Origin of the sequence: Sedimentitalea xiamensis (genome assembly GCF_030164465.1) — a bacterium.
GTDB classification, from domain to species: Bacteria; Pseudomonadota; Alphaproteobacteria; order Rhodobacterales; family Rhodobacteraceae; genus Sedimentitalea; species Sedimentitalea xiamensis.
The window spans coordinates 113,909-137,589 of sequence record NZ_JASNJE010000008.1 but is presented as its reverse complement, the minus strand read 5'-3'; the positions used below and the strand labels follow the sequence as shown (position 1 = coordinate 137,589).

At 66.0% G+C, this 23,681-nt stretch carries 25 protein-coding genes; 9 read left to right on the top strand and 16 right to left on the bottom strand.

What is annotated here, in order from left to right:
- Positions 1–2: 2 nt before the first annotated feature.
- The 4 genes from QO034_RS09300 to comE are packed head-to-tail and all read left to right on the top strand — an operon-like array spanning position 3 to position 2,831.
- Entirely contained in the window at positions 3–761 is a 759-nt protein-coding gene (locus QO034_RS09300; RefSeq protein ID WP_284485242.1) for an SDR family NAD(P)-dependent oxidoreductase, read from the top strand.
- The gene (locus QO034_RS09295) at positions 758–1,744 is read left to right on the top strand and encodes a zinc-dependent alcohol dehydrogenase (protein WP_284485241.1); all 987 of its coding nucleotides are present in this window, start codon (positions 758–760) and stop codon (positions 1,742–1,744) included. The genes QO034_RS09300 and QO034_RS09295 overlap by 4 nt, the downstream gene beginning before the upstream one ends.
- A gap of 23 nt (positions 1,745–1,767) precedes the next feature.
- Positions 1,768–2,265, top strand: a complete 498-nt coding sequence (locus QO034_RS09290; protein WP_284485240.1) for a sulfopyruvate decarboxylase subunit alpha — start codon at positions 1,768–1,770, stop codon at positions 2,263–2,265.
- Positions 2,266–2,267: 2 nt separating this feature from the next.
- On the top strand, positions 2,268–2,831 hold the full coding sequence (gene comE, locus QO034_RS09285) for a sulfopyruvate decarboxylase subunit beta (RefSeq protein WP_284485239.1): 564 nt from the start codon (positions 2,268–2,270) through the stop codon (positions 2,829–2,831).
- A gap of 15 nt (positions 2,832–2,846) precedes the next feature.
- On the opposite strand, the gene ptsP is transcribed toward comE, so the two are convergent.
- The 7 genes from ptsP to QO034_RS09250 form a co-directional block, all read right to left on the bottom strand.
- Positions 2,847–5,090, bottom strand: coding sequence for a phosphoenolpyruvate--protein phosphotransferase (ptsP, locus tag QO034_RS09280; RefSeq protein ID WP_284485238.1), 2,244 nt, complete (start codon positions 5,088–5,090; stop codon positions 2,847–2,849).
- A 47-nt stretch (positions 5,091–5,137) separates the two neighbouring features.
- Complete coding sequence (locus QO034_RS09275) at positions 5,138–6,376, bottom strand: aspartate kinase (RefSeq protein ID WP_284485237.1); 1,239 nt, start codon at positions 6,374–6,376, stop codon at positions 5,138–5,140.
- 108 nt (positions 6,377–6,484) lie between these two features.
- A complete protein-coding gene (locus tag QO034_RS09270; RefSeq protein ID WP_284485255.1) occupies positions 6,485–7,129 on the bottom strand; it encodes an SDR family NAD(P)-dependent oxidoreductase in 645 nt (214 codons plus the stop codon).
- A 44-nt stretch (positions 7,130–7,173) separates the two neighbouring features.
- Complete coding sequence (locus QO034_RS09265; protein ID WP_284485236.1) at positions 7,174–7,593, bottom strand: DUF1178 family protein; 420 nt, start codon at positions 7,591–7,593, stop codon at positions 7,174–7,176.
- A gap of 78 nt (positions 7,594–7,671) precedes the next feature.
- Positions 7,672–8,136, bottom strand: coding sequence for an NUDIX hydrolase (locus QO034_RS09260; protein WP_284485254.1), 465 nt, complete (start codon positions 8,134–8,136; stop codon positions 7,672–7,674).
- A 128-nt stretch (positions 8,137–8,264) separates the two neighbouring features.
- On the bottom strand, positions 8,265–9,023 hold the full coding sequence (locus QO034_RS09255; protein ID WP_284485235.1) for an EcsC family protein: 759 nt from the start codon (positions 9,021–9,023) through the stop codon (positions 8,265–8,267).
- Positions 9,024–9,072: 49 nt separating this feature from the next.
- Positions 9,073–9,570: a GNAT family N-acetyltransferase gene (locus tag QO034_RS09250; RefSeq protein WP_284485234.1), complete on the bottom strand. Its 498-nt coding sequence runs from the start codon at positions 9,568–9,570 to the stop codon at positions 9,073–9,075.
- A gap of 78 nt (positions 9,571–9,648) precedes the next feature.
- Here QO034_RS09250 and QO034_RS09245 point away from each other — a divergent pair, with 78 nt between their 5' ends.
- On the top strand, positions 9,649–10,257 hold the full coding sequence (locus QO034_RS09245) for a flavin reductase family protein (RefSeq protein ID WP_284485233.1): 609 nt from the start codon (positions 9,649–9,651) through the stop codon (positions 10,255–10,257).
- A gap of 63 nt (positions 10,258–10,320) precedes the next feature.
- Complete coding sequence (locus QO034_RS09240; protein ID WP_284485232.1) at positions 10,321–11,256, top strand: calcium-binding protein; 936 nt, start codon at positions 10,321–10,323, stop codon at positions 11,254–11,256.
- Between the two features lie 9 nt (positions 11,257–11,265).
- Here the strand turns inward: QO034_RS09240 and QO034_RS09235 are convergent, their stop codons facing one another.
- Positions 11,266–12,894 (bottom strand): SulP family inorganic anion transporter, encoded by a 1,629-nt coding sequence (locus QO034_RS09235; protein ID WP_284485231.1) that lies wholly within the window; start codon positions 12,892–12,894, stop codon positions 11,266–11,268.
- 248 nt (positions 12,895–13,142) lie between these two features.
- Here QO034_RS09235 and QO034_RS09230 point away from each other — a divergent pair, with 248 nt between their 5' ends.
- Positions 13,143–14,018: an S-methyl-5'-thioadenosine phosphorylase gene (locus QO034_RS09230; RefSeq protein ID WP_284485230.1), complete on the top strand. Its 876-nt coding sequence runs from the start codon at positions 13,143–13,145 to the stop codon at positions 14,016–14,018.
- 24 nt (positions 14,019–14,042) lie between these two features.
- Here the strand turns inward: QO034_RS09230 and QO034_RS09225 are convergent, their stop codons facing one another.
- Entirely contained in the window at positions 14,043–14,849 is an 807-nt protein-coding gene (locus QO034_RS09225; RefSeq protein ID WP_284485229.1) for a hypothetical protein, read from the bottom strand.
- Positions 14,850–15,149: 300 nt separating this feature from the next.
- Between QO034_RS09225 and QO034_RS09220 the strand changes: the two genes are divergently transcribed.
- Positions 15,150–15,779: a LysE family translocator gene (locus QO034_RS09220; protein WP_284485228.1), complete on the top strand. Its 630-nt coding sequence runs from the start codon at positions 15,150–15,152 to the stop codon at positions 15,777–15,779.
- Between the two features lie 73 nt (positions 15,780–15,852).
- Positions 15,853–16,392 (top strand): adenine phosphoribosyltransferase, encoded by a 540-nt coding sequence (locus QO034_RS09215; RefSeq protein ID WP_284485227.1) that lies wholly within the window; start codon positions 15,853–15,855, stop codon positions 16,390–16,392.
- 23 nt (positions 16,393–16,415) lie between these two features.
- Here QO034_RS09215 and QO034_RS09210 read toward each other — a convergent pair whose 3' ends face one another.
- From QO034_RS09210 to QO034_RS09180, 7 genes are all read right to left on the bottom strand, one after another.
- Complete coding sequence (locus QO034_RS09210; protein ID WP_284485226.1) at positions 16,416–17,852, bottom strand: FAD-binding oxidoreductase; 1,437 nt, start codon at positions 17,850–17,852, stop codon at positions 16,416–16,418.
- 33 nt (positions 17,853–17,885) lie between these two features.
- Positions 17,886–18,722: an MBL fold metallo-hydrolase gene (locus tag QO034_RS09205; protein ID WP_284485225.1), complete on the bottom strand. Its 837-nt coding sequence runs from the start codon at positions 18,720–18,722 to the stop codon at positions 17,886–17,888.
- Positions 18,723–18,829: 107 nt separating this feature from the next.
- A complete protein-coding gene (locus tag QO034_RS09200; RefSeq protein WP_284485224.1) occupies positions 18,830–19,414 on the bottom strand; it encodes a GNAT family N-acetyltransferase in 585 nt (194 codons plus the stop codon).
- 10 nt (positions 19,415–19,424) lie between these two features.
- The gene (locus QO034_RS09195; RefSeq protein WP_284485223.1) at positions 19,425–20,687 is read right to left on the bottom strand and encodes a M16 family metallopeptidase; all 1,263 of its coding nucleotides are present in this window, start codon (positions 20,685–20,687) and stop codon (positions 19,425–19,427) included.
- Positions 20,684–22,072, bottom strand: coding sequence for a threonine synthase (gene thrC, locus QO034_RS09190; RefSeq protein WP_284485222.1), 1,389 nt, complete (start codon positions 22,070–22,072; stop codon positions 20,684–20,686). The genes QO034_RS09195 and thrC overlap by 4 nt, the downstream gene beginning before the upstream one ends.
- Positions 22,069–22,755 (bottom strand): SURF1 family protein, encoded by a 687-nt coding sequence (locus QO034_RS09185; protein ID WP_284485221.1) that lies wholly within the window; start codon positions 22,753–22,755, stop codon positions 22,069–22,071. The genes thrC and QO034_RS09185 overlap by 4 nt, the downstream gene beginning before the upstream one ends.
- 95 nt (positions 22,756–22,850) lie before the next feature.
- On the bottom strand, positions 22,851–23,663 hold the full coding sequence (locus QO034_RS09180) for a cytochrome c oxidase subunit 3 (protein WP_284485220.1): 813 nt from the start codon (positions 23,661–23,663) through the stop codon (positions 22,851–22,853).
- Positions 23,664–23,681 lie beyond the last annotated feature (18 nt).

Sequence of the window (23,681 nt, the reverse complement as noted above, 5' to 3'; positions counted from 1 at the left end):
TCATGCAGGCGGAAGCCCTTTTCGATCTGCGCGGCAAGATCGCCTGCGTCACCGGAGCCAGCAGCGGGCTGGGGCGCTTCGCGGCAACGGCGCTGGCCGGATCGGGCGCGCAGGTGATCGGGGTTGCGCGCCGGGCCGGATCGCTCGCGGCCTGGCGGTCCGAAACCGACGGCGACACCGCCCTCGTGGCCGCCGACCTGTCCGACAGAACCGGCCTGCCGGAGGTCGCGCAGCGGATTGCCGACGTCTTTGGCCCGCCGGACATCCTGATCAATGCCGCCGGCGTCAACACCCGACAGCATGCCGATGCGGTCACACCAGAGATGTGGGACCTGACGCAGAACCTCAACCTCGCCGCGCCGTTCTTCCTGGCCCAGGCGATGGTTCCCGGCATGCGCGCGAAAGGCTGGGGACGGATCATCAATTTCGCGTCGCTGCAATCCCGCCGCGCCTTCGCCAACGGCATCGCCTATGGCGCATCCAAGGGCGCCGTGGAACAGTTGACGCGCGCCATGGCCGAGGCCTGGTCGCGCGATGGCGTGACCGCCAACGCGCTGGCGCCGGGATTCTTCCGCACCGAACTGACGGCGCCGGTTTTTGCCGATGCGGCGCTGGCCCGGCGCCATGCCAACCAGACCTGCGTCGGCCGCAATGGCGAACCGCGCGATCTTCTCGGGCCGTTGCTGTTCTTCTGCGGCAGGGCATCGGACTACGTGACCGGGCAGGTCCTGTTCGTCGATGGAGGATTCACCGCGAAATGAAGGCGCTGATTTACCAGGGGGCGGGCCGGATGGGCTGGTGCGACAGTCCCGATCCCGTGGCGGGTGACGGCGAAAGCCTCGTGCGCGTCCATCATTCGGGTATCTGCGGGTCCGACATGCACGCGTTTCTCGGACATGACGAGCGCCGCCCCGCCCCACTCATCCTCGGCCACGAGGCCTCCGGCATCGTCATCGACGGGCCGGCGCAGGGGCAGCGGGTCACGATCAACCCGCTGGTCACCTGCGGCACCTGCCCCGCCTGCCGTTCCGGGCGCGGCAATCTCTGCGCGAACCGGCAGATCCTGTCGATGCCGCCGCGTCAGGGTGCCTTTGCCGAACTGGTCGCCGTTCCGCACCGCAACCTCGTCGCCGTGCCCGACGGGGTGGACCTGGCCAACGCAGCACTTTGCGAACCACTGGCCTGCGGTTGGCACGCGGTGCGCCTCGGCCTGAACGCGCTGGGGCAAATCCCGGACACCCTGCGCTGCGCGGTTCTGGGCGGCGGCACCATCGGCGTCGGAGCGGCGCTGGCGCTGCATGCCGCCGGGGTCGCAGAAATCACGCTGGTAGAACCCAACCCCATCCGGCGGCACAGGCTCGCCGCCATGCCGGAATTCACCACGATGGGCTCGGATCAACTGCCCGACAGTTCCAGCGACATGGTCATCGACGGGGTCGGCCATGTCGCGACCCGAGCCGCCGCCTGCGCCGCCGTCCGACCGGGCGGGGCGATCCTGCACATCGGGTTGGGCGAGGCCACCGGCGGCCTCGACGTGCGGCGCATGACCCTTCAGGAAATCACCTTCATCGGCACTTATACCTATACCGACCGGGACTTTCGCGATACGGCCCAGGCCATTTTCGATGGTCGCCTCGGCACGCTGGGCTGGGTCGATCACCGCCCGCTGTCCGACGGGCCCGCCGCATTCGACGACATTCGCGCCGGGCGCTGCGCCGCGCCCAAGATCATGCTCACGCCCTGACGCCAACCCACAGGAGGGATCCCTTGTCCATCGACGAGAAAATCGTGGCCGACTTCGTGGCCAACAGAATCGAATTCGTGACCACCGTGCCCTGCAAGCAGCTGGGCGGCGTGATCGACCAGGTCGAAAGATCGCCGCAGATCCACCACGTCCCGTCCAACAAGGAAGACGAAGGCATGGGGCTTTGCGCCGGGGCCTTCATGGGCGGCAAGCGGGCGGCGATCATCATGCAGAACACGGCCCTCGGGGTGACGGGCAACACGCTGGCGACGCTGATCCAGTTCTACCGGATTCCGCTGCCGATGCTGATTTCCTATCGCGGCGAACTGGGCGAGCCGATTGCCTGCCAGGTCGAAATGGCCGTGCACACCAAGGCACTGCTGGCGCAGCTGCACATCCCGACCTACCATTTTCACCGGCAGGAGGATGTCGGCGAGTTCGACAAGATCCTGAAATACACCTACATGTGCAACAAGCCCGTGGCCATCCTGACCGATGCGTCTTTCTGGGGAGGATACTGATCATGATCCGTTCCGAGGTACTGCGCGAAATCGTGCCCCTGATCTCCGACCATCTGGTCGTCTGCAACATCGGGCTGCCAAGCCAGGAACTGCACCACATTGATGACCAGCCGAGCAATTTCTACATGCTGGGCACCATGGGACTAGCCTCCTCGATCGGGCTGGGCCTTGCCCTGGCGCAGAAGGAAAAGGTCATCGCCATCGACGGCGACGGATCGGTCCTGACCAATCTCGGCACCCTGCCGACCGTCGCCAACAACGTCGCTGACAACTTCATACTGCTGATCATCGACAATGGCAGCTACGGTTCCACCGGCGACCAGCCGACTTATGCGGGCAAGAAGACATCCTTGGCCGCCGTTGCGCGGGCCTGCGGATGCGAAACCGTCGTCGAAGTGGCCGCGAAGGATACAGCGCAGGCGCTGAAGACTGCGCTGGAGGGCGACAAGATGACGGTCATTGTCAGCAAATGCATCAGCGGCAACATCAAGTTGCCGGTCATCGCCATGGACCCGGTGGTGATCCGCGACCGGTTCATGCGCGAGGTCCAGCGCCGCAACAGCTGACGCCGACCTGCGCCGTCAAGCCTGGTCGCGCAGGTATTCCATGACCGCCGGGCGCACGCTCTGGTCGCCCCGGTCGCGGGCCTCGTCGATCACCCGGCGCACCTGGACGAGGTCAGAGCGTAACAGAAGGCTCTTGACCGGCCCGATCGACGCGGGACGCATCGACAGCGACCGCAACCCGATGGCGGCGAGGCACAACGCCTCGATCGGGCGTCCGGCATCCTCTCCGCAAAAGCTCAGCGGCGTGTCGGTGCGGGCGCACCGCTCCACGATCATTTCAATCAGGCTCAGGAAACTGACGTTCAGCGTGTCGTAGCGCCGGCGCACCCGTTCGTTTTCCCGGTCAGCGGCAAAGAAGAACTGCTTGAGATCATTGCCCCCGATCGACAGGAACTCGACGTCCTGAAAGAACTTTTCCGGGGCGAACACCAGCGACGGCGTTTCCAGCATCGCCCCCACCTTCAATGTTTCCGGCAGGACATGGCCCAACCGCTTTTCCCGCGCGATGGTCTTTTCAAGCTCGACACAGGCCGCGCGGTATTCTTCGAACTGCGCGACAAAGGGGAACATGATGGTCAGCGAACGACCGTTCGCCGCGCGGATCAGGGCCTGCAACTGCATCCGCATCACACCCGGCTTGTCCAGACCAACGCGAATCGCCCGCCAGCCCAGCGCCGGATTGGGTTCGTCGTTGGGCTTCATGTAGGGCAGCACCTTGTCGGACCCGATATCCAGCGTGCGGAACACGACTTCCTTGCCATGGGCCGAATCCAGCACCCGAGAATAAAGTTCCGCCAGTTCGGTGCGCTTGGGCATCTGGTTGCGGATCAGGAACTGAAGCTCGGTGCGAAACAGCCCGACGCCTTCCGCGCCGGACCCGACGAGCGAGGGCAGATCCGCCATCAGCCCCGCGTTCATGTTCATCTCGATCCTGCTGCCGCAAAGCGTGACCGCAGGCCTTTCCCGGATCGACGCATAGCGTTCCTGCGCCTGCGCCTGCATCGCGATCTTGTCGCGAAAGGCCGTCACCACGGAATCGTCGGGGCGCAGGTGCACCGTGGCCTGATCGCCATCGACCATGATGTGGTCGCCGTTCAGCGCCTCCGTCGCGATCCGCCCGGCATGCACGACCAGCGGAATCGCCAGCGCCCGCGCGACGATCGCCGCATGGCTGCCGACCGATCCGTCCTCCAGCACCACTCCGCGCAGTTTGCGGCCGTATTCCAGCAGTTCAGCCGGCCCGATGTTGCGCGCGATCAGGATCGGATCGTCGGGCATTTCCGCGCCGGTCTCGCTGCCCTGGCCGGTCAGGATGCGCAGCAGCCGGTTGCTCAGGTCGTCGAGGTCGCTCAACCGTTCCCGCAGGTAGGAATCCGACACCTGGCCGATTCGCGCCCGCGCCAGCGACTGTTCCTTTTCGACGGCAGCCTCGGCACTCAGCCCGCGGCTGATGTCCTCTTCCATCCGGCGCATCCAGCCCTTGGAATTGGCGAACATCCGGTAGGCTTCAAGCACCTGCAACTGTTCGGTGTCGCCGCTGCGGGATATGTCCAGCATTCTGTCGACGCCGACACGCAGTTCCTCGACCGCTTCGTGCAGCCGTTCGAGTTCGCGGTGCGGATCGTCGGCGATCGGATTGGTCACGACGACGCGCGGTTCATGCAGCCAGACGTGGCCTTCGGCGGCGCCTTCCTGCGCGGTGGTGCCGCGGAACAGGACCGGCTGCTGGTGGCGGGCCGATAGGGCCGCGCCTTCGCCGACAAAAGCACCGAGTTCGGTCATTTCGGCGATGACCATCGCCACGACTTCCAGCGCATAAAGTTCGTCAGCGGTGTATTCGCGTGCATCGCGGGACTGCACCACCAGAACGCCCAGTTTCTCGCCCAGCCGCTGGATCGGCACGCCAAGGAAGGACGAATAGCGTTCCTCGCCGGTTTCCGGCATGTAGCGGAAGCCCTTTTCCGCCGGGGCGTTGGGGGTATTCATCACCTTGCCGGTGCGCGCGACACGGCCCACGAGTCCTTCGCCGAGACGCATCCGGGTCTGGTGCACCGACGCCGCATCCAGGCCCTGCGTGGCGCAGAGTTCCAGCGTGTCCTCGTCGCGGAACAGATAGACCGAACACACTTCCGTGCCCATGCTGTCGGCGATCAGGTGGGTGATCTTGTCCAGCCGTGCCTGACCCGCCACATTGCTCGCCATGGCGTCGCGCAGACGCCCAAGCAACTTGCGGCTCTCGGTTTCGATACGTTCGGGCATGCGTCCGATTCAGTCCTTGTCAGAAAGACGTCCGCAGCGAAATCCGCTCAGGCTGCCTTGTCCAGTTCGAAGGCATCATGCAGGGCTTGGACCGCAAGTTCCATGTATTTCCGGTCGATCAGCACCGAAATCTTTATCTCGGAGGTTGTAATGACCTTGATGTTGATCCCCTCTCCCGAGAGTACCTTGAACATCTTCGCGGCGACGCCAGTGTGGCTGCGCATCCCGATTCCGACCACGGAAACCTTGGCGACATTCTTGTCCGCGATCAGTTCGGCAAAGTTCAGACCGCCCTTGGCCTTGATGTCCGCCAGCGCCTTTTCCGCCCGCGCCACCTGGTCGGTCGGGCAGGAAAACGTCATGTCGGTGCGGCCTTCCTCGCTGATGTTCTGCACGATCATATCGACGTTGACGCCCGCATCCGACAGGGCCGTGAAGATCGTCGCCGCAATGCCGGGGCGGTCGGCCACCGACAGAAGGGTCATCTTGGCTTCGTCGCGGGAATGGGCCACGCCGGCCACTACATTGGATTCCATGATATCGTCCTCATCGCAGACCAGCGTTCCAGCTGTGTCGGATTGTTCTTCGAAACTGCTCAAGACCCGCAGCTTGACCTTGTAGCGCATCGCCAGTTCCACCGACCGGGTCTGCAACACCTTCGCGCCCAGGCTGGCCAGTTCCAGCATCTCCTCGAAGGCGATTCTGTCAAGCTTGCGCGCCTTGTCGGTGATCCGCGGATCGGTGGTGTATACGCCGTCCACGTCCGTATAGATATCGCAGCGTTCGGCGCCGAAGGCGGCGGCGAAGGCGACGGCGGTGGTGTCCGAACCGCCCCGGCCCAGCGTGGTGATCCGGCCTTCGGGGCTGATCCCCTGGAACCCCGCGACGACGGCCACGCGCATGCCCTGGTCAAACTTGGCCTTGATGTTGTCGGTCGGGATCTCCTCGATCCGGGCCGAGGAATGGGCGCTGGTCGTCTTCACCGGCACCTGCCAGCCCTGCCAGCTGCGCGCCGGCACATCCATTTCCTGCAGGGTCAGCGCCATCAGGCCGGCGGTCACGTTCTCGCCCGACGACACGACCGCGTCGTATTCGCGGGCATCGAACAGCGGCGAGGTTTCCTCGACCCAGCCGACCAGTTCATTGGTCTTGCCCGACATGGCGGACACGATGACGATCACGTCATAGCCCTTGGCCACTTCGACGCCGACACGCTTGGCCGCGCGGCGGATGCGATCGAGGTTGGCGACCGATGTGCCGCCGAATTTCATCACGAGTACGGGCATGCTCCGTGCCTTTCCATGCGTCTGGCAGTCAAACTGCCCGCCTCTTATGCGAGGGGTTTCCCAAGGGCAAGTGGGCAAACCTGCGCGCCCGCCGACGGCGGCCGCGGATCAGAGCGGATGCGCACGGCCGTCCCAGGTTTCGAAACAGCCGGTGCTGCCCATCGACAGCGCCGCGAACCGCGCCATCAGCCCGGCGGCGGCTTCGGCCGGCGGAATAGCCGCCGCGCCGCCGCCCATGTCGGTTTGCACCCAGCCCGGATGGTAGATGCCAACGGCGACTCCCTGCCCGCGCAGGTCGGCCGCCAGGTTGCGGCCGAGGTTCAGCGCCGCCGCCTTGGACGCGCGATAGATATAGCTGCCGCCGGGCGCGGTCGTCTGCGACGCCATCTGGGACGAGATGATCCCGATCTTCGGTGTCCGCGCCCGCCGCAGATGGGGCAGCACGTTCTGGATCGACAGGAAAACGCCCGTCACGTTCACGGCAAACGTGTCGGCCCACATCTTCGCCGGATAGCCGGACTCCAGGGACTGCCCCTTGTCGAGATAGACACCGGCATTGCACACCAGAAGATCGACCGGACGGTCCCCCAGCCTGCCCGCAAGCGCCCGCTGCGCGTCCGGGTCGGTCACGTCCAGCGCCAGCCCGCCGCTGCCGTCCCGCGACGTGCCGGTGACGCTGTGGCCCGCCGCGCGATAGCGATCCGCCAGGGCCAAGCCGATTCCCCGGTTGGCCCCGGTCAGCACCACATGGATCGGATCGGTCATTGCGGGCCTCCTCCGCGCGGCGGCGCGATTGGCTAGTTGGTCTTGCGGTTGGGCAGGAACGGCAAAGGCGCCACTGGCACGCCGTCTTCCAGCAGCTTGCGCGCCTCATCCAGCCGCGCCTCGCCGTGGATCGACCGCTCCGGGGCTTCGCCCTCGTGCATGGCGCGCGCCTCGGTCACGAAATCGGCGCCGACGTAATCCGAAGTCTTTTCGATCCTGCGGCGCAGTTCCGCCAGCGCCTGTTCGGCGGGGCTCGCGGGCTGGGTCAGCGGCCCCCGCGCTTCACGCGGCGCGCTGACCCTGGGCGCCATGATCGCCTTTTCCACCTTGCCGCCGCCGCAGACCGCGCAGGAAATCATGCCCGAGGCCGACAGTTTGTCGAAGGCTTCCGCCGACTGGAACCAACTGTCGAAACTATGTCCTTCGGCACATTTCAGCGCATATTGAATCATGTGACCCCGTCAATCCCTTACCATAGACCCGAACGTCAAATAACCGCCGCGCGGCGAAGTTCAAGCGGGGCGCGTCAATCAGCGCAGGATCTTCGGGTTGAAATCCCGCACGATCCGCGCCAATTCGGGTTCCGTCAGACGCGCCGCGGCCTTTTTCTGCGAGAACCACTTGCGACGCCGCTGCGCATGTTCCGGGTAGTCCTGCGCCAAGGTCTTGACCTTGACCGGATAGACCATCGCCACGCAGGGCAGCCCGTTTCCGGCGTCCATAACCTTGTCGTAGGAATAGATCCCAAGGCACTGATCCCGCGCCTTTCCGATGACGCCGGCCTCTTCCCAGGCTTCCTTTGCCGCGCAGTCCGCCGGCGTCAGACCGCACACCGGCCAGCCTTTGGGAATGATCCAGCGGCCGGTCTTGCGCGACGTGACCAGCAGGATCTGGGGCCGGTCCTGCGAGATGCGATAGCAAAGTGCCGCGAACTGCGTGCGCACATCGCTCTTGTGCGATGCCCGAACCGTTATCGGTAATTGCTTGATAAGCATTCTGCTCACACCGCCCCGGAACCTTTTTCAAAAAGCCTACAACGCGAAATTTCGGATTTCACCCAATTTCTTCCGTCAGACTGCCCGAAAATTGTAACCGTTCGGTTCACAGGCGCGCCAAAGGCGCATCATTTCAGCTGCCCGCGCAGGCGCAGCGTCAACCGCCGCACCAGTTCCTCCTGCGGCAGGTCGGCATCGATGGCCAGTCTGCGCAGGCCGAAATGGACCCGCGCAATGCGTTGATAATACCCGGTATAAACGTAATTCGCCGTCGCCCCGGCCACCGCGCCCAGCACCGGAACCGTCTGCGCCGCGAGCTTCTGGCCGAGCGCCGTGGCCAGCTTCGGCGCGACGGCCGCGATCAGCCTGTGCGTCGCGCCCCCGGTCAGCGTCAGCCGCAGCGATACGAACCCCAGGTCGGCGCCGTCATCCTCGGCCAGCGGCCCCGCCGCGGCGAAGACCCTGATGCAATCGAACCGGACGCTTTCGGACTCCGGGTCGAACCCCAGACCCGCCGCCGTCCCCTGGATCGACCGCAGCAGGACCGCCGTCGTCGCGGGCAGCTCGATCAGCGCGGTCGGCAGGCCGCCGTAGCCGCCGGCGGCGCCCATCGCCGTCGTGACGGCCCTGTTGACCCAGGGCTTCTGGTCCGGCACCGCCCGCCGCGACGACTGGGCCGCCTGCATCGCCAGCGTCAGGGCCTGCGCCGTCGCATCGCCCAGGCCAGCGCGCACCGATGGCGGCAGCCGGTCGATCAGCCCCTCGGCCTTGCCGCCCAAAGCGGTGAGCATCTGGACGCCCAGACCGCCGGCGGCGCGGTATTCCACCGCCAGCCGGTCCAGTTCGCTTTCCACGTCCACCGGCCCCAGGATCAGAATGTCGCTCATGTCATTTCCTTCATGCACGGCATCAAGATCGTCACCCGGCGGCGGGTTTTCAATGTGCGTCGCCGCTCCAGCGGGTCACGTCGCCTTCCACGCCGTCCCAAGCGCCCGGCGACAGCGCCTGCCCCAGCACCCGGTCGGGGTTCGTCGGCGGTGGCATCCGCACCCGCTCCAGCCTGCTGAAGCCGAACCTCTGGTAATACGGCGCATCGCCCACCAGCAGAACCCTGTCCCAGCCACCGGCCACCGCCGCCGCCAGCCCGTCGCGGATCAGCACGCCGCCGAGGCCCTCGCCCTGGTGCGTCGGGTGCACGGCGACCGGCCCAAGCAGCAGGGCCGGCAGCCCGGCGACCCGCACCGGCCAGAACCGGATCGCCCCCGTCAGGATGCCGTCGCTGTCCCGCGCCACCAGCGACAGGCCCGGCACCGGCGGAATGCCGTCCCGCAGGCGATAGGACGACAGGGCTTCGCGGCCGGGGGCAAAGCAAAGATCGTAAAGCGCCTCGACTTCCCACCAGTCGTCCTGTTTTTCCGGCATGAGAGCGATCACGGGGAGGTCCATCGTCGTTAAGTGGTGGAATTCGCCCTATCACGCGGCTAGGACTTGGGCAAACATCTGGAGAGACGCATGTTCTATCGCCCCGAGGACGGCCACGGACTGCCGCACAACCCGTTCAACGCCATCGTGACTCCACGGCCGATCGGGTGGATCTCCAGCCGCGACTCGACCGGAACCGACAACCTGGCGCCTTATTCGTTCTTCAATGCCATCGCCTATGTGCCGCCGCAGGTCATGTTCGCATCGACCAGCGCCAAGCCGGACCAGAACAACACCAAGGACAGCGTCGCGAACATCGCCGAAACCGGGGTGTTCTGCGTCAATATCGTCGAATACGCGGCGCGTCACGCGATGAACGCCACATCGGCCATGCTGGGCAAGAACGTCGACGAATTCGCCGCCGCCGGGCTGACGGCGGTGGAGTGCGAAACCATCGACTGCGCGCGGGTTCAGGGCGCACCGGCGGCGCTGGAATGCAAGATGACGCAGATCATCGACCTGCCCGGCGATTCCAACAAGCTGGTGCTGGGCGAAGTCACCGGCATCCACATGCGCGACAACTGCATTCGTGACGGCCGGTTCGAAATCACCGCGTTCCAGCCGCTCGCCCGCCTGGGGTATCGCGACTATACCCATGTGTCCGAAGTCTTCGAACTGGTGCGGCCGGGCGAAAAATAGTCCGCGAAACCGCGATAGCGTGGTATGAGACGGGACAGCCCTTTTCCATGTCCAGAGCCCGCCATGCCGACGTTTCAAACTTCCCAGAGCATTCTGAACCCGATCTCGATCCTCGACAACCTGTTCGAATTGCTGATGCTGGACAGCACGCTGGTCTCGTCCTCCGCGACCTCGGCCGCCTTCGACATCGGCACATCCACCATTGAAATCACCGGCGACGGCTTCGTTTTCGACAGTTCGGGACCGCGCACCGAACTGGTCGGCGGCACCATCGACACGCTCCACTTTGCGTTTTCCCGCCCCGGCTACTTCTACACCCTGTCCGAACTCGACCTCGACGCCGCGACCCTGTCGGCGGCCGCGGCGCAGGAAGACTCCGGCGCCGATCCCGGCGCGATCGAAGCGCTGATCTACCCGATGGACTGGACGCTTTACGGCAACAGCCTCGGCGACGTGATCCTGAAGGACCACCAGAGCATTGACGGAATCCCCGTGTCCTTTTCCGGCGACAACACGATCTGGCTGGAATACGGATACGACCGGTTCCACGCCGGCGCGGGGAACGACACGGTGCATGGCGGCATGCTCGACGACATCCTTTGGGGCGGCGCCGGGCGTGACAGGCTCTATGGCGGCGCCCAGCACGACACGCTGTTCGGAAATGGCGGACCGGATCGCCTGTTCGGCGGGAACGGTTCGGATCAGTTGAACGGCGGCGGCGGCCGCGACACGCTGGTCGGCGGCAGGGGAAATGACGATCTGCGCGGCGGCCGGGATGCCGACCGCTTCGTGTTCAACGCCGCTGTGCTGCCGGAAGAGGACACGATCCACGATTTCGAGATCGACCTGGATAAGATCGTCATTCGCTCGGCCGGGGACATCGCGCTTTCGGACACCGCAAGCGGCGTCGATATCACCGACGGGTTGCGGATCATTCACGTCCTCGGCGTGACCTCGGACGACCTGGACAGCGGCAACCTTCTGCTTCCGGCCGTCTGAAACCGGCGCTCAGTGCCCGCCGAGGATACCCGTGCGCACCTGGTAGTTGACCGCCAGCGCGTAGTCCGGGTCGTCGTCGCTGTCCACCATCAGGTGCCCCGCCTTCTTCAGAAGACGGTGACAATCGCGGCTCAGGTGGCGCAGTTGGATCTGCTTGCCCTCGGCCTCGTATTTCGCGGCGACCGTCTCGATCGCCTGCAACGCGGACTGATCGACCACGCGGCTGTCGGCGAAATCGACGATCACCGACGCGGGATCGCCCGCCGGGTCGAACATCTCGACGAACCCGTCCGACGACCCGAAGAACAGCGGTCCCTGGATCTGATAGACACGGGCGCCTTCCGGCGTTTCATAGGTCTTGGCGTGGATGCGCCGCGCGTTGTTCCAGGCATAGGCCAGCGCGCTCACGATCACGCCCACCACGACGGCGACGGCCAGGTCTTCCAGCACCGTCACCACCGTCACCAGCAGGATCACGAACGCATCCGTCAGCGGCACCTTGCGCAGGATCGTCAGGCTGTTCCAGGCGAAGGTGCCGATCACCACCATGAACATCACCCCGACCAGCGCCGCCAGCGGGATCAGTTCGATCACCGGCGCGGCAAAGAGGATGAAGACCAGCAGGAACAGCGCCGCCGCGATCCCGGCGACGCGGGTGCGCCCGCCGGATTTCACGTTGATCATCGACTGCCCGATCATCGCGCAGCCGCCCATGCCGCCGAAAAAGCCGGTCACGGTATTGGCCACGCCCTGCGCCACGCATTCCTGGCTCGCCCCGCCGCGCTTGCCGGTGATGTCCCCGACCAGGTTCAGCGTCAGCAGGCTTTCGATCAGCCCGATTGCCGCCAGAATGACCGAATAGGGCAGGATGATCCGCAGGGTTTCCCAGGTCGGCGGCACCATCGGAATGTGAAACGAGGGCAATCCGCCCTGGATCGACGCCAGATCGCCGACCCGCGGCACATCCACCCCGGCCACGATCACCAGCGTGGCGACGACGCCGATCCCGGCGAGCGGCGCCGGAATCACCCGCGTGACGCGCGGCATGATCCAGATGACGACCATGGTCAGCACCACCAGGCTCAGCATCAGGTAGAGCGGTCCGCCGCTCAGCCATTCGCCGCCCGAGACCCCGTGCCCGGTGTTGACCATGCTGCCCGGAACCTTGAACTGCCCCAGCTGCGCCAGGAAGATGACGATCGCCAGCCCGTTCACGAACCCGAGCATCACCGGGTGCGGCACCAGGCGGATGAACCGGCCCCATCGCATGATCCCGGCAAAGATCTGCATGAGACCCATGAGAACCACCGTGGCGAACAGGTATTCGACCCCGTGTTCCGCCACCAGCGCCACCATCACCACCGCCAGCGCGCCCGTCGCCCCGGAAATCATGCCCGGTCGCCCGCCGATCAGCGCGGTGATCAGCCCGACGAGAAAGGCCGCATAAAGCCCCACCAGCGGATGCACCCCGGCGACAAAGGCAAAGGCCACCGCTTCCGGCACCAGCGCCAGCGCCACGGTCAGCCCCGACAGCAACTCGATGCGCAGACGCGACGGGGTCAGCCCTTCGTCGGGCATCCAGCGCAGATCGGGCATGGCGAGACGGTTGGCAAAAGAGGCCATCAAGGCGCGGCGCATGGAAATCAGTCCTGTTCGCTGGGGCCGGGTCACGCGGCAAAGGGGTCGCTTACAGGGTTCGCGGCCAAAACGCCATGCCGCCGGGCGGGAGGCCGCCATGCGCTCAGGTCATGGCGGCCGGGCCATGACGTGCGGGCGCCAGACCCGCGCCACGGGAAATGCGCCGCCGCCCCGCCGCCCGCGTTTCGGCGGTTGATTTCCCGCGCTGCCGCCGCCACGCTGCCGCCGGATCAGAACGGGGAATTTCCATGACACAGACCAGGATCGGCATCATCGGCGGCTCGGGCGTCTACGACATCGACGGGCTTCGGAACGCGGAATGGACCGAGGTCGCCGGCCCTTGGGGCAAACCGTCCGACGCGATCCTGACCGGGCAACTGGACGGGGTCGCCATGGCGTTCCTGCCGCGCCACGGGCGCGGCCACGTGCACAGCCCCAGCACCGTGCCCTACCGTGCCAATATTGATGCGCTGAAGCGGCTGGGCGTCACCGACGTGGTCAGCGTGTCGGCCTGCGGCAGCTTTCGCGAAGACCTGGCTCCGGGCGATTTCGTCGTCGTAGATCAGTTCATCGACCGCACCTTCGCGCGCGAGAAATCGTTTTTCGGCACCGGCTGCGTCGGCCATGTCAGCGTCGCGCACCCGACCTGCCCGCGTCTTTCGGCCGCCTGCGCCGCGGCCGCCCGCGACGCCGGCATCACGGTGCACGAGGGCGGCACCTATCTGGCGATGGAAGGCCCGCAATTCTCCACCCTGGCGGAATCCCGGATGTATCGCGACAGCTGGGGCTGCGACGTGATCGGCATGACCAACATGCCCGAGACCAAGCTCGCCCGCGAGGCGGAACTTTGCTATGCCTCGGTCGCCATGATCACCGATTACGACAGCTGGCATCCGGACCATGGCGCGGTCGATATCGCGCAGATCATCGCGACGCTGATGGGCAATGCCGAAAAGGCCCGCGATCTGGTCAGCCGGCTGCCGGCCCTGCTGGGCGCGGACCGCGCGCCCTGCCCGCACGGCTGCGACAGGGCGCTGGATCACGCCATCCTCACCGCCCCCGAGGCGCGTGATCCGGCGCTGGTGACGAAACTGGACGCGGTCGCGGGGCGGGTGCTGGGCTGACAACACCCGCCCCGCGTCACGCCCTCAGGCCTCGACGCGCCCGATGACCTCGAGCGCCTTGCGGAACCGGGCCGACCAGGGCAGCGAACTGCCGTTGCATTTGGCCCCGTTCGCCTTTCGCGCGTTGTCGTTATAGGGAATGCCGAAGCGTTCGAACTCTTCTTCCATCACGAAATTCGCGTCTTCCGCCAGGGTGATCGCCACCGTCCGCTGCCGGATCGTGCCGGTTTCGTCATCGAGAACCGGGCGGCCATCCGCATCCAGATCGACCTGATTCAGCACCCGCAGCACCGAACAGGCCCGGTAGCCCTTGTTCAGATGCCAGGCCATCCGCCTTTCGCAGTCGTCCTCATCGAACTTGTCAAACCCGATCAGGCTTTGCACCCCCACGGGATTCCCCCGGAAGATGCGGGCGAACTTCGGAACGAATCCCGCCGTATGGATCTCCGTCATCGCGTCGCCGGACAGCTTCTCGGCCTCGACGCTCATGCCGAAGGTGGTCTTGATATCGTCCACGACGCCAACGAAAACCGGCAGGTTCTCACGCAGTTTGTTGTAATAGAGTCCCGCCGGCGGAATCGCGGCCGCCTGGACAGTGGGCTGATCGGAACGACCGACAGCCCCCTGGCGCAAGGAGCAGATCCGGGTGATGTTCCCCGATTTCGACAGGGCCACGATGGCGCCGGGAGACACCAGATCCAGGTCGATGTCGAAATCCGCCTCATGGTAGGCATAGACATCGGCGTCGGAAATCTCGCTGAGCCAGGTGAACGTCAACAGCATGACGAAAAACGCCACGAACGCGGTGGCGAACACATATATCGGTTTCATGAGCTTTCTCCGGCTATTTCTTCGCGCAGCAACTGCTGCTGCCGCACGGATAATGCGTGTCGGGGCAACCGGCCTTGGCGGCAACGGGAAGCAGAAGGAGAAGGGCAAGCAATGTCGGTGCAAAAGTTTTCATCGTTAATCTCCGAATCAAATCAAATAAAAGTGGTAACAGTCTACCACGAATTCGCGTCCATTTCGACTCCCGGTAGAGTCGGCCCCTGATCACTCTCGCAAGGCCCGTTGACAGTCTCGGGAAAGCGCGGCTTTCTGAACCGGCTGCCGTCAACGGAGACACCGGACATGCCCCTCGACCTCTGGCTCGCCTTCGTCGCCGCCTCGACCGTGCTGCTGCTGATCCCCGGCCCGACGGTGCTCCTTGTTCTCAGCTACGCGCTGTCCAAGGGGCGCTCCGTCGCCATGGCCTCGGCCACCGGGGTGGCGCTGGGGGATCTCGTCGCCATGACCGCGTCTCTGGCCGGTCTCGGGGCGCTGGTGGCGGCCTCGGCGTCGCTGTTCAGCCTGCTGAAATGGATCGGCGCGGCCTATCTCGTCTGGCTCGGCGTCAGGCTTTTGCGCAGCGCCCCGGCAGCCGGGCTGGACCGCATCGCCACCGGGCGCGACGTGACGGCGCGCGGCGTCTTCGCCCATGCCGCCGGGGTGACGGCGCTGAACCCCAAATCCATCGCCTTCTTCATCGCTTTCGTGCCGCAGTTCCTGACCCCGAACGCGCCGCTCCTGCCGCAATTCGCGATCCTGATCGCCACCTTCGTCAGTCTCGCCGCGGTGAATGCGCTCGCCTATGCGCTGCTCGCCGACAGCCTGCGGCGCGCCATCGGCAGGCAGCAGGTCATCGCCGCCCTGACCCGCGCCGGCGGTATCACCCTGATCCTGATGGGCCTGGCCACCGCGCTGCTGCGCCGGCCCGCCTGACGCGGGCCTTGCGGATTTCCGCCTGATCGGCGAAACCCGCCCCATCCGACGACGCCAGGCAAAGGACGCCCGCATGCCCAAGAAGACGACTGTCCGCGACTACATCCGCACCATCGTCGATTTCCCGCATGAAGGGATCATGTTCCGCGATGTCACCACACTCTTCGCCGATGCGCGCGGGTTCCGCATGGCGATCGACCAGATGCTGCATCCCTATGCCGGGATGCGCATCGACAAGGTGGTCGGCCTCGAGGCGCGCGGCTTCATCCTGGGCGGCGCCATCGCGCATCAGCTCAGCGTCGGCTTCGTCCCGATCCGCAAGAAGGGCAAGCTGCCCGGCGCGGTGATTTCGGAACATTACACGCTGGAATACGGCGAGGCGGTCGTGGAAATCCACGACGACGCCATCCAGCCGGGCGAAAAGATCCTGGTGGTCGACGACCTGCTGGCCACCGGCGGCACCGCCGCCGCCGGGATCAAGCTGGTCGAACGGCTCGGCGGCGAAATCGTCAGCTGCGCCTTCGTGATCGACCTGCCCGACCTCGGCGGACGCAGGGTGCTCGAAAAGCTCGGCATGGACGTGCACGCGCTCTGCGAATTCGAGGGCGAATGACGCCGCCGCCGGCGCCGGGATGATCAGCTTCCAGAGGCTCCCGCCGCCCCGCGCAGCACCGCGCCGGGGTTCATGATGCCGGCGGGATCCAGCGCCGCCTTGATCGCCCGCATCGCGTCCAGTTTCACCGCGTCGCCGTAGCGTTCGAGGTCCTCGACCTTCATCCGCCCGATACCATGCTCGGCGCTGATCGACCCGTCCAGACTGTCCACCAGGTCGTGCAGGGCGCGCTTGATCGGCTCCCGCTCCCGTGCGTGATCGGCCCGGTCGCCCCCCGGCATCGGAAACACGTTATAGTGCAGGTTGCCGTCGCCCACATGGCCGAAACAGTTGATCCGGAAGCGCCCGATCCGTCCGACCTCATCGGCGCCGCGCTCGATGAATTCCGGCAGCGCGCCCAGCGGCACAGAAATGTCATGGCTCGACACCGACCCGATCCGCCGGTTGGCCTCGGGCAGATGTTCGCGCACCGACCAGAAGGCATCGCGCTGCGCCTGCGATTGCGCGATCAGCCCGTCGCTGGCCAGCCCGGCGTCCAGCGCCTCGGCGAACAGCGATTGCAGCGCCTCCGACGGGTCCAGCCCACGCGCCAGCCCGACCTCGATCAGTACGCACCATTCCGGCGGGGTGGCAAAGGGTTGGCGCACATCCGGCAGAACCTCGGTCAGGAACAGCAGCCCCTGCCGGTGGATGAGTTCAAAGGCGCTCACGCCCTCGCCCATCCTCTCCCGCGCCAGCGACAGCAGGTCCAGCGCCGCCCGCGGCGACGGCACCACGATCATCGCCGTCCCGTCCCGCGCCGGAACCGGCCACAGCTTCAGCGCCGCCGCGGTGATGACCCCCAGCGTGCCCTCCGCCCCGATCAGAAGGTTGCGCAGGTCATAGCCGGTGTTGTCCTTGCGCAGCCGCGTCAGCCCGTTCCAGATCCGCCCGTCCGGCAGCACCGCTTCCAGACCGAGGCAGAGATCGCGCGCGTTGCCATAGCGCAGCACGTTGACCCCGCCCGCATTGGTCGCGAGGGTGCCGCCGATCCGGGCCGACCCTTCGGAGGCCAGCGACAGCGGAAACAGCCGCCCCGCCGACGCGGCGGCCGCCTGCACGTCGGCCAGGATGGCGCCGGCCTCGGCCACCAGCACGTTTTCGGACGGCAGCACCGCGCGGATGGCGTTCATCCGCTCCAGCGACAGGATCAGCGGCGCCGGACCCTCGGGCAGGGTCTGGCCGCCGACGAGGCCGGTTCCGCCGCCAAACGGCACCACCCCGACCCGCGCCGCCTGCGCCGCGGCAACCAGCCGCGACACCTCCTCGACGCTGCGCGGCAGGGCCAGCAGCCCGGACCGCCCGTGGTAAAGCCCGCGCGGCTCTTCGAGGTATCGGCCCTCCGCCGGGCGCAGCACGTCGTCGGGAAGCGTTTCGCGCAGCTGCGCGGCAAAGGCGTCATCGGCGGGATTGAGCGTCATCTGTGAACCTCGGAACGAACCGGCGCAGCGCCGTCAGTCCCGTTCTGTCAGATATTGCGGCCGCAACACAACCACTGTCGGCCGCGCCGGCAGGTCGCGCAGGGACAACTCGATGAAGGAGTTGCCCGGATGCTGCACGGCGAACTCCCCGGCGATCCCGCTCAGGAACGCCTGCAACGAATAGTCGCTGAACCAGTGCATCGGGATCACCACCTGCGATTTCAGCCGCGTCAGAACCGCGATCATGTCCGGCAGGGGCATCGTCATGCCGCCGTCCACCGGGGCCATCACCACGTCGAGACGGCCGAGGGCCGCGAACTGTTCGTCGTTGGGAACGTGGTGCAGATGTCCCAGATGGCCGATGCACAGGCCCGCCACCTCGAACACGAAGATCGAATTGCCCTTTTCCTCGATCCCGCTATAGCGCGACCGGATGTCGGTCGAGACATTGCGCACCAGCATCTCGCCCAGATCCAGGTGATGGGCGATGCCTTCGCCGAACGGCCCCCAGCCCGGCAGGGCATGGGGGATCGCCGGATCCGGAAAGGCGGTCCAGTGGGTTTCATGGGCATGGTTCATCGTCACCACGTCCGGAATCAGCTTTGCCGTTCCGATGAAGCCGGTGAAATCCGTGACCGCGTTCAACCCGCCCGGCGTTTGCAGCAGGAAACTGGCGTGGGCGATGTAATGCAGCCGCACGGTGTAACCGTCCGGCAGCGGATCCTGCCAGGCGGCCTTCTGCACGAAAGCGATGCCCGGTGCCGCGTCGGCGATCGCGATGCAGTGACTCGGACGCCGCTCCTGCGCCGCCGCCGGAGCAGCACAGGCGAGAACCGCAGCCGAAAGGATGAACCGGGCCAGGAACGTCATGCGCAGAAGTCTAGCGCGCCCGATCCAAAAGTCAGCCCGTTTCGGCGCCCTTCCGGTCCGAAAAGCGCCCGTGGTCGGCGCAACGCCCCGGCAATGGGCGCATGGTGTCACCCGGCGTCGGTTTTTCCCCGCCGGTCGCTGCGCAGCGACGCGTAAAGGACATGCGTCCGCCAGCGCCCGTTGATCTGAAGATAGGATTGCGCGACGCCTTCGTATTTGAAACCCGATTTCTCCAGCAACCCGCGCGAGGCGGCGTTCTCTGGCAGGCAGGCGGCCTCGATCCGGCTGAGATCCAGTTGCGAGAACGCATAATGGACCACGGCCCCGATCGCTTCGCGCATGTATCCCTGGCGCGCGTGGATCTCTCCGGTCCAGTAGCCCAGCGTGCCCGCCTGCGCCGGACCCCGGCGGATATTGTCCAGCGTGATCGCCCCGACCAGGGCCTGGTCGCCCCGGCGCATCAGGAACAGCGGCACGGCGGAACCCGAACTCACCGACCGCTGCGCCCAGTAGACCCGGTTGGTGAACGCCTTCCGGCTCAGGTGATCGGGGGCCCAGGTCGGCTCCCATGGCGCGAGGAAGGCTTCGCTGTCCTGGCGCAGCGCCGCCCAAGCCCTGAAATCCGAATGCGCCGGCGGCCGCAGGGTCAGGCGCTCGGTCTCGATCCGCAGCTTGCGTCTGACCAGCAGCATCAGGGCAGCATCAGGCGGCGCGCCTGCCCTGCAATTCGGCCAGGGTCGGGGCCGCCTCGATCGGCCCATACAGCGCCAGCGCCGCGGGCGCGGTAGCGGCGATGTATTCGGCGAATTCGCGCACGTCCCCGGTGGTGACCGCGTCGATATGGGCGATGGTGTCCTCCAGCGGCGGCACCACGTCCCAGATCTGCACCAGCCGCGCCAGGCGTTCGGCGCGGTTGGACGGGCTTTCCAGCCCCATCAGCAGCCCCGCCTTCATCTGCGCGCGGGCGCGGGCGACTTCTTCCGGGTTCATGTCGCCGGCGGCGCGCTTCATCTCGTCGAAGGTGATCCGGGCCAAGTCACCGATCTGTTCCGCCGAGGTGCCGGCGTAGATCGTCGTGGTGCCGGTATCCGCATAGGCCCCGGTCTGCGCGAAGATCGTGTAGCACAGCCCCCGGTTCTCGCGGATCTCCTGGAACAGCCGCGACGACATCCCGCCGCCCAGCGCGCTGGAATAGATCTGCGCGGTATAGATCGCGTCGTCCCGGTAGCCGGGGCTTTCGAAGGCCAGGGCGAAATGCGCCTGCTCCAGCTCCTTGACGCGCCGGGTCTCGCCGCCGGTGAACCGCGCCATGTCGGGCACGAAGACCGGCGCCGGTTTCAGATGCCCGAACAGGTCCTCCGCCGCCTTCACCAGCGCGTCGTGATCGACCGCCCCGGCCGCCGACAGGATCATCTGGCCGGGACCGTAATGTTCGGCCACGAACCCGGCGAGATCGGCCCGCGAAAACGCGCTGACCCTTTCGCTCGGCCCGAGGATCGTGCGCCCCAGCGGCTGGCCCCGGTAACTGTCCTCCTGCAACCAGTCGAAGATCACGTCGTCCGGCGTATCATGCGCCTGCCCGATCTCCTGGAGGATCACGCCGCGTTCGACCTCGATCTCGCCGGGGTCGAAGACCGGGTTCAGGACGATGTCGCCGATCACGTCCAGCGCCAGCGGCACGTCGTTCTCCAGCACCCGCGCGTAATAGGCCGTCACCTCGCGGCTGGTATAGGCGTTGATATAGCCGCCAACGTCCTCGATCGCCTCGGCGATCTGCAGGGCGCTGCGTTTCCGCGTACCCTTGAACGCCATGTGTTCGAGAAAATGCGCGATGCCGTTCTGTTCGATCCGTTCATGCCGCCCGCCGGCGGTGACCCAGATCCCGATGGAGGCGGATTGCAGGCCCGGCATGCGCTCGGTGACAATGCGAAAGCCGTTGGCCAGAGTATGCTGCTTGACGGTCACGTGGCGATATGCCCCCTGATAAAGTCCTTCATGGCACCAAGATCGTTCCCGATCCGGTGCACCCGTTCCGGCCTGTCATACAGGTCCGCCATGCGCGGGGGAAGAGGCGGATGCACGGCGCTGGCCTGCTCCACCGCCGCCGGGAACTTGGCCGGATGCGCGGTCGCCAGGGTGATCATCGGCACCGCCGGATCGCGGTGCTCCTCGGCCACCTTCACGCCGACGGCGGAATGCGGGCACAGCAGTTCGCCGCTCGCCGCCAGGGTGCCGGCGATGGTGGCCAGGGTTTCCTCTTCCGAGGCGCGCCCCGAAGCGAACTGGTCCTGCAGAAAGCCCATCGCGCCCTGGGACACATCGAACCCGCCGTCCTTCAGCTCGCCCATCAGCTGCGCCACCACCGCACCGTCGCGGCCATAGGCGTCAAACAGGACGCGCTCGAAATTGGAACTCACCTGGATGTCCATCGACGGGCTGATCGAGGGATGCACGGTGCCCTTGTGATAGCCCTGCCCGCTCAGGCAGCGGTGCAGGATGTCGTTCTGGTTGGTGGCGACCACCAGCCTGTCGATCGGCAGCCCCATCCGGCGGGCGATATAGCCGGCGAAGATGTCGCCGAAATTGCCGGTGGGCACAGTGAAGCTGACCGGCCGGTGCGGCGCGCCGAGGCTCACCGCGGAACTGAAGTAATAGACCACCTGCGCCAGCACCCGCGCCCAGTTGATGCTGTTGACCCCCGCCAGCTTCACCCCGTCGCGGAACGCGAAATCGTTGAACATGTCCTTCAGCGCCGCCTGGCAATCGTCGAAATCGCCATCCACCGCCAGCGCGTGCACGTTCGGTTCCGCCGGCGTGGTCATCTGGCGGCGCTGCACCTCGCTCACCCGCCCGTGCGGGAACAGGATGAACACATCCACGTTGCTCAGCCCCCGGAATGCCTCGATCGCCGCCGATCCGGTGTCGCCGCTGGTCGCCCCAACGATCGTCACCCGGTCGCCCCGCCGCGCCAGCGCCGCCTGGAACATCTGCCCGATCAGCTGCATGGCGAAATCCTTGAACGCCAGCGTCGGGCCGTGGAACAGCTCCAGCAGGAAATGACCCGGCGCCAGCTGCACCAGCGGCGCGCGGGCGGCATGGCCGAACCCGGCATAGGCGCGTCCGATGATGGCGCGGAATTCCGCGTCGCTGAAGGTGTCGCCGATGAACGGGCGCATCACCCGGAACGCGGTCTCCTCGTAGCTCAGCCCGGCCAGCGCGGCGATCTCATCAAAGCCCATCCGCGGCACCTCGGCGGGCACGTAAAGCCCGCCGTCCCGCGCCAGCCCGGTCAGCATCGCGTCTTCGAAGTTCAGGTCCGGCGCAGCGCCGCGGGTCGAGATGTATTTCATGTGCCTCGGCTTTCGGATCGGGCGCGTCCGCGCCACAGGAAATAGGCGGTCATCCCGGCCCAAATCAGGGCCAGCGAATACCAGGTAACAGCGTATTGCAGATGATCGTTGGCGATGCCAACCGTATCGACCGGCAATGGCCGGACAGAAGGCTCCGCCGGCACCTCTTCGCGGCTGATCAGCAACACCGGCAGGCTGTCCAGCGCCTCGGCCATCTGCGCGATGTCGCGGGCGAACCAGATATTGCCCGCCACGTCGTTTTCCGGCGTCGATCCGGTGCGGTCGTCCGGCCAGTGCAGGTTGCCGATGACCGTCACCGGCCCGGTCCGGCGCGGATCGGCCTTTCTGGATGCGGCGACAAAGCCCCGATCCAGCAGGATACGCCGCCCGTCCCCGGTCAGCAGCGGCGCGATGACGCGGTATCCCGCGCCGACCTGCTTGACCGACACCAGCACATGCAGTTCGCCCGGCTCGATCTCCCCGGAGACCCGCACCGGAAGGTACTTGTCCCGCGCCGGATCGATCCCGGCCGGCAGGCTGACGGGATCGGCGGCGATGCGGGTTTCGATCTCTGCGAGAATCGCCTGCTTCCAGCTCAGGCGCTGCACCTGCCAGGTACCCAGCCCGACCAGAATCCCGACGCCCGTCAGGCCGAATATCAGCAGGAAAAGGATGCTGCGCATCGCGTCGGTGCCTTCGTGCAAATGAAAACGCGCGGGATCAGCCGCGCGTTCTGCTTGATACGGTCCCGGCGCGGTTTTTCAACCGCAAACGGGGGTCAGCTCAGGCCGGCGGTGCCCCAGAGATAGACCGCGAAGAACAGGAACAGCCAGACCACGTCGACGAAATGCCAGTACCAGGCCGCCGCCTCGAAACCGACATGCTGCTCGGGCGTGAAATCGCCCTTGATCGCCCGCACCAGGCACACGGTCAGGAATATGGTGCCGATGATGACGTGGAACCCGTGAAAGCCGGTCGCCATGAAGAAGTTCGAATAGAAGATGTCGTCCCCGAACTGCCAGCCCTCGTGCAGAAGGTGCATGTATTCATAGGCCTGCAACCCGGTGAACAGGATGCCCAGCACGATGGAAATCGCCAGGCCCGCGATCAGGTCCTTGCGCACGTTGCCATGGACCAGAGCATGGTGCGCCCAGGTCACGGCGCAGCCCGACAACAGCAGCACCACGGTGTTGATCAGCGGCAGGTGGAACACGTCGACCGGGTAGATATAGGGGATCTCGTATTCGGTTCCCGCATATTCCGACATCGAATAGATCGCGTGCTTGAAGAACGACCAGAACCAGGCCGCGAAGAACATGACCTCGGACATGATGAACAGGACGAAGCCATAGCGCAGGCCGATCCGCACCACCGGGGTGTGATCGCCGATCCGGCTCTCGTGGACCACCTCGGACCACCAGGCGAACATGGTGTAAAGAACGCCGACAAGCCCGATCCAGAAGACAAAGGGCGTCACCTCATGCATCCAGAGCACGATGCCGGACAGCATGAGGAAACCGGCGACCGCCCCGAGAAGCGGCCAGATGGAGGGGGTCAGAATGTGGTAATCGTGGTTCTTTGCATGTGCCATTTAAGTGTCCCTCACCGT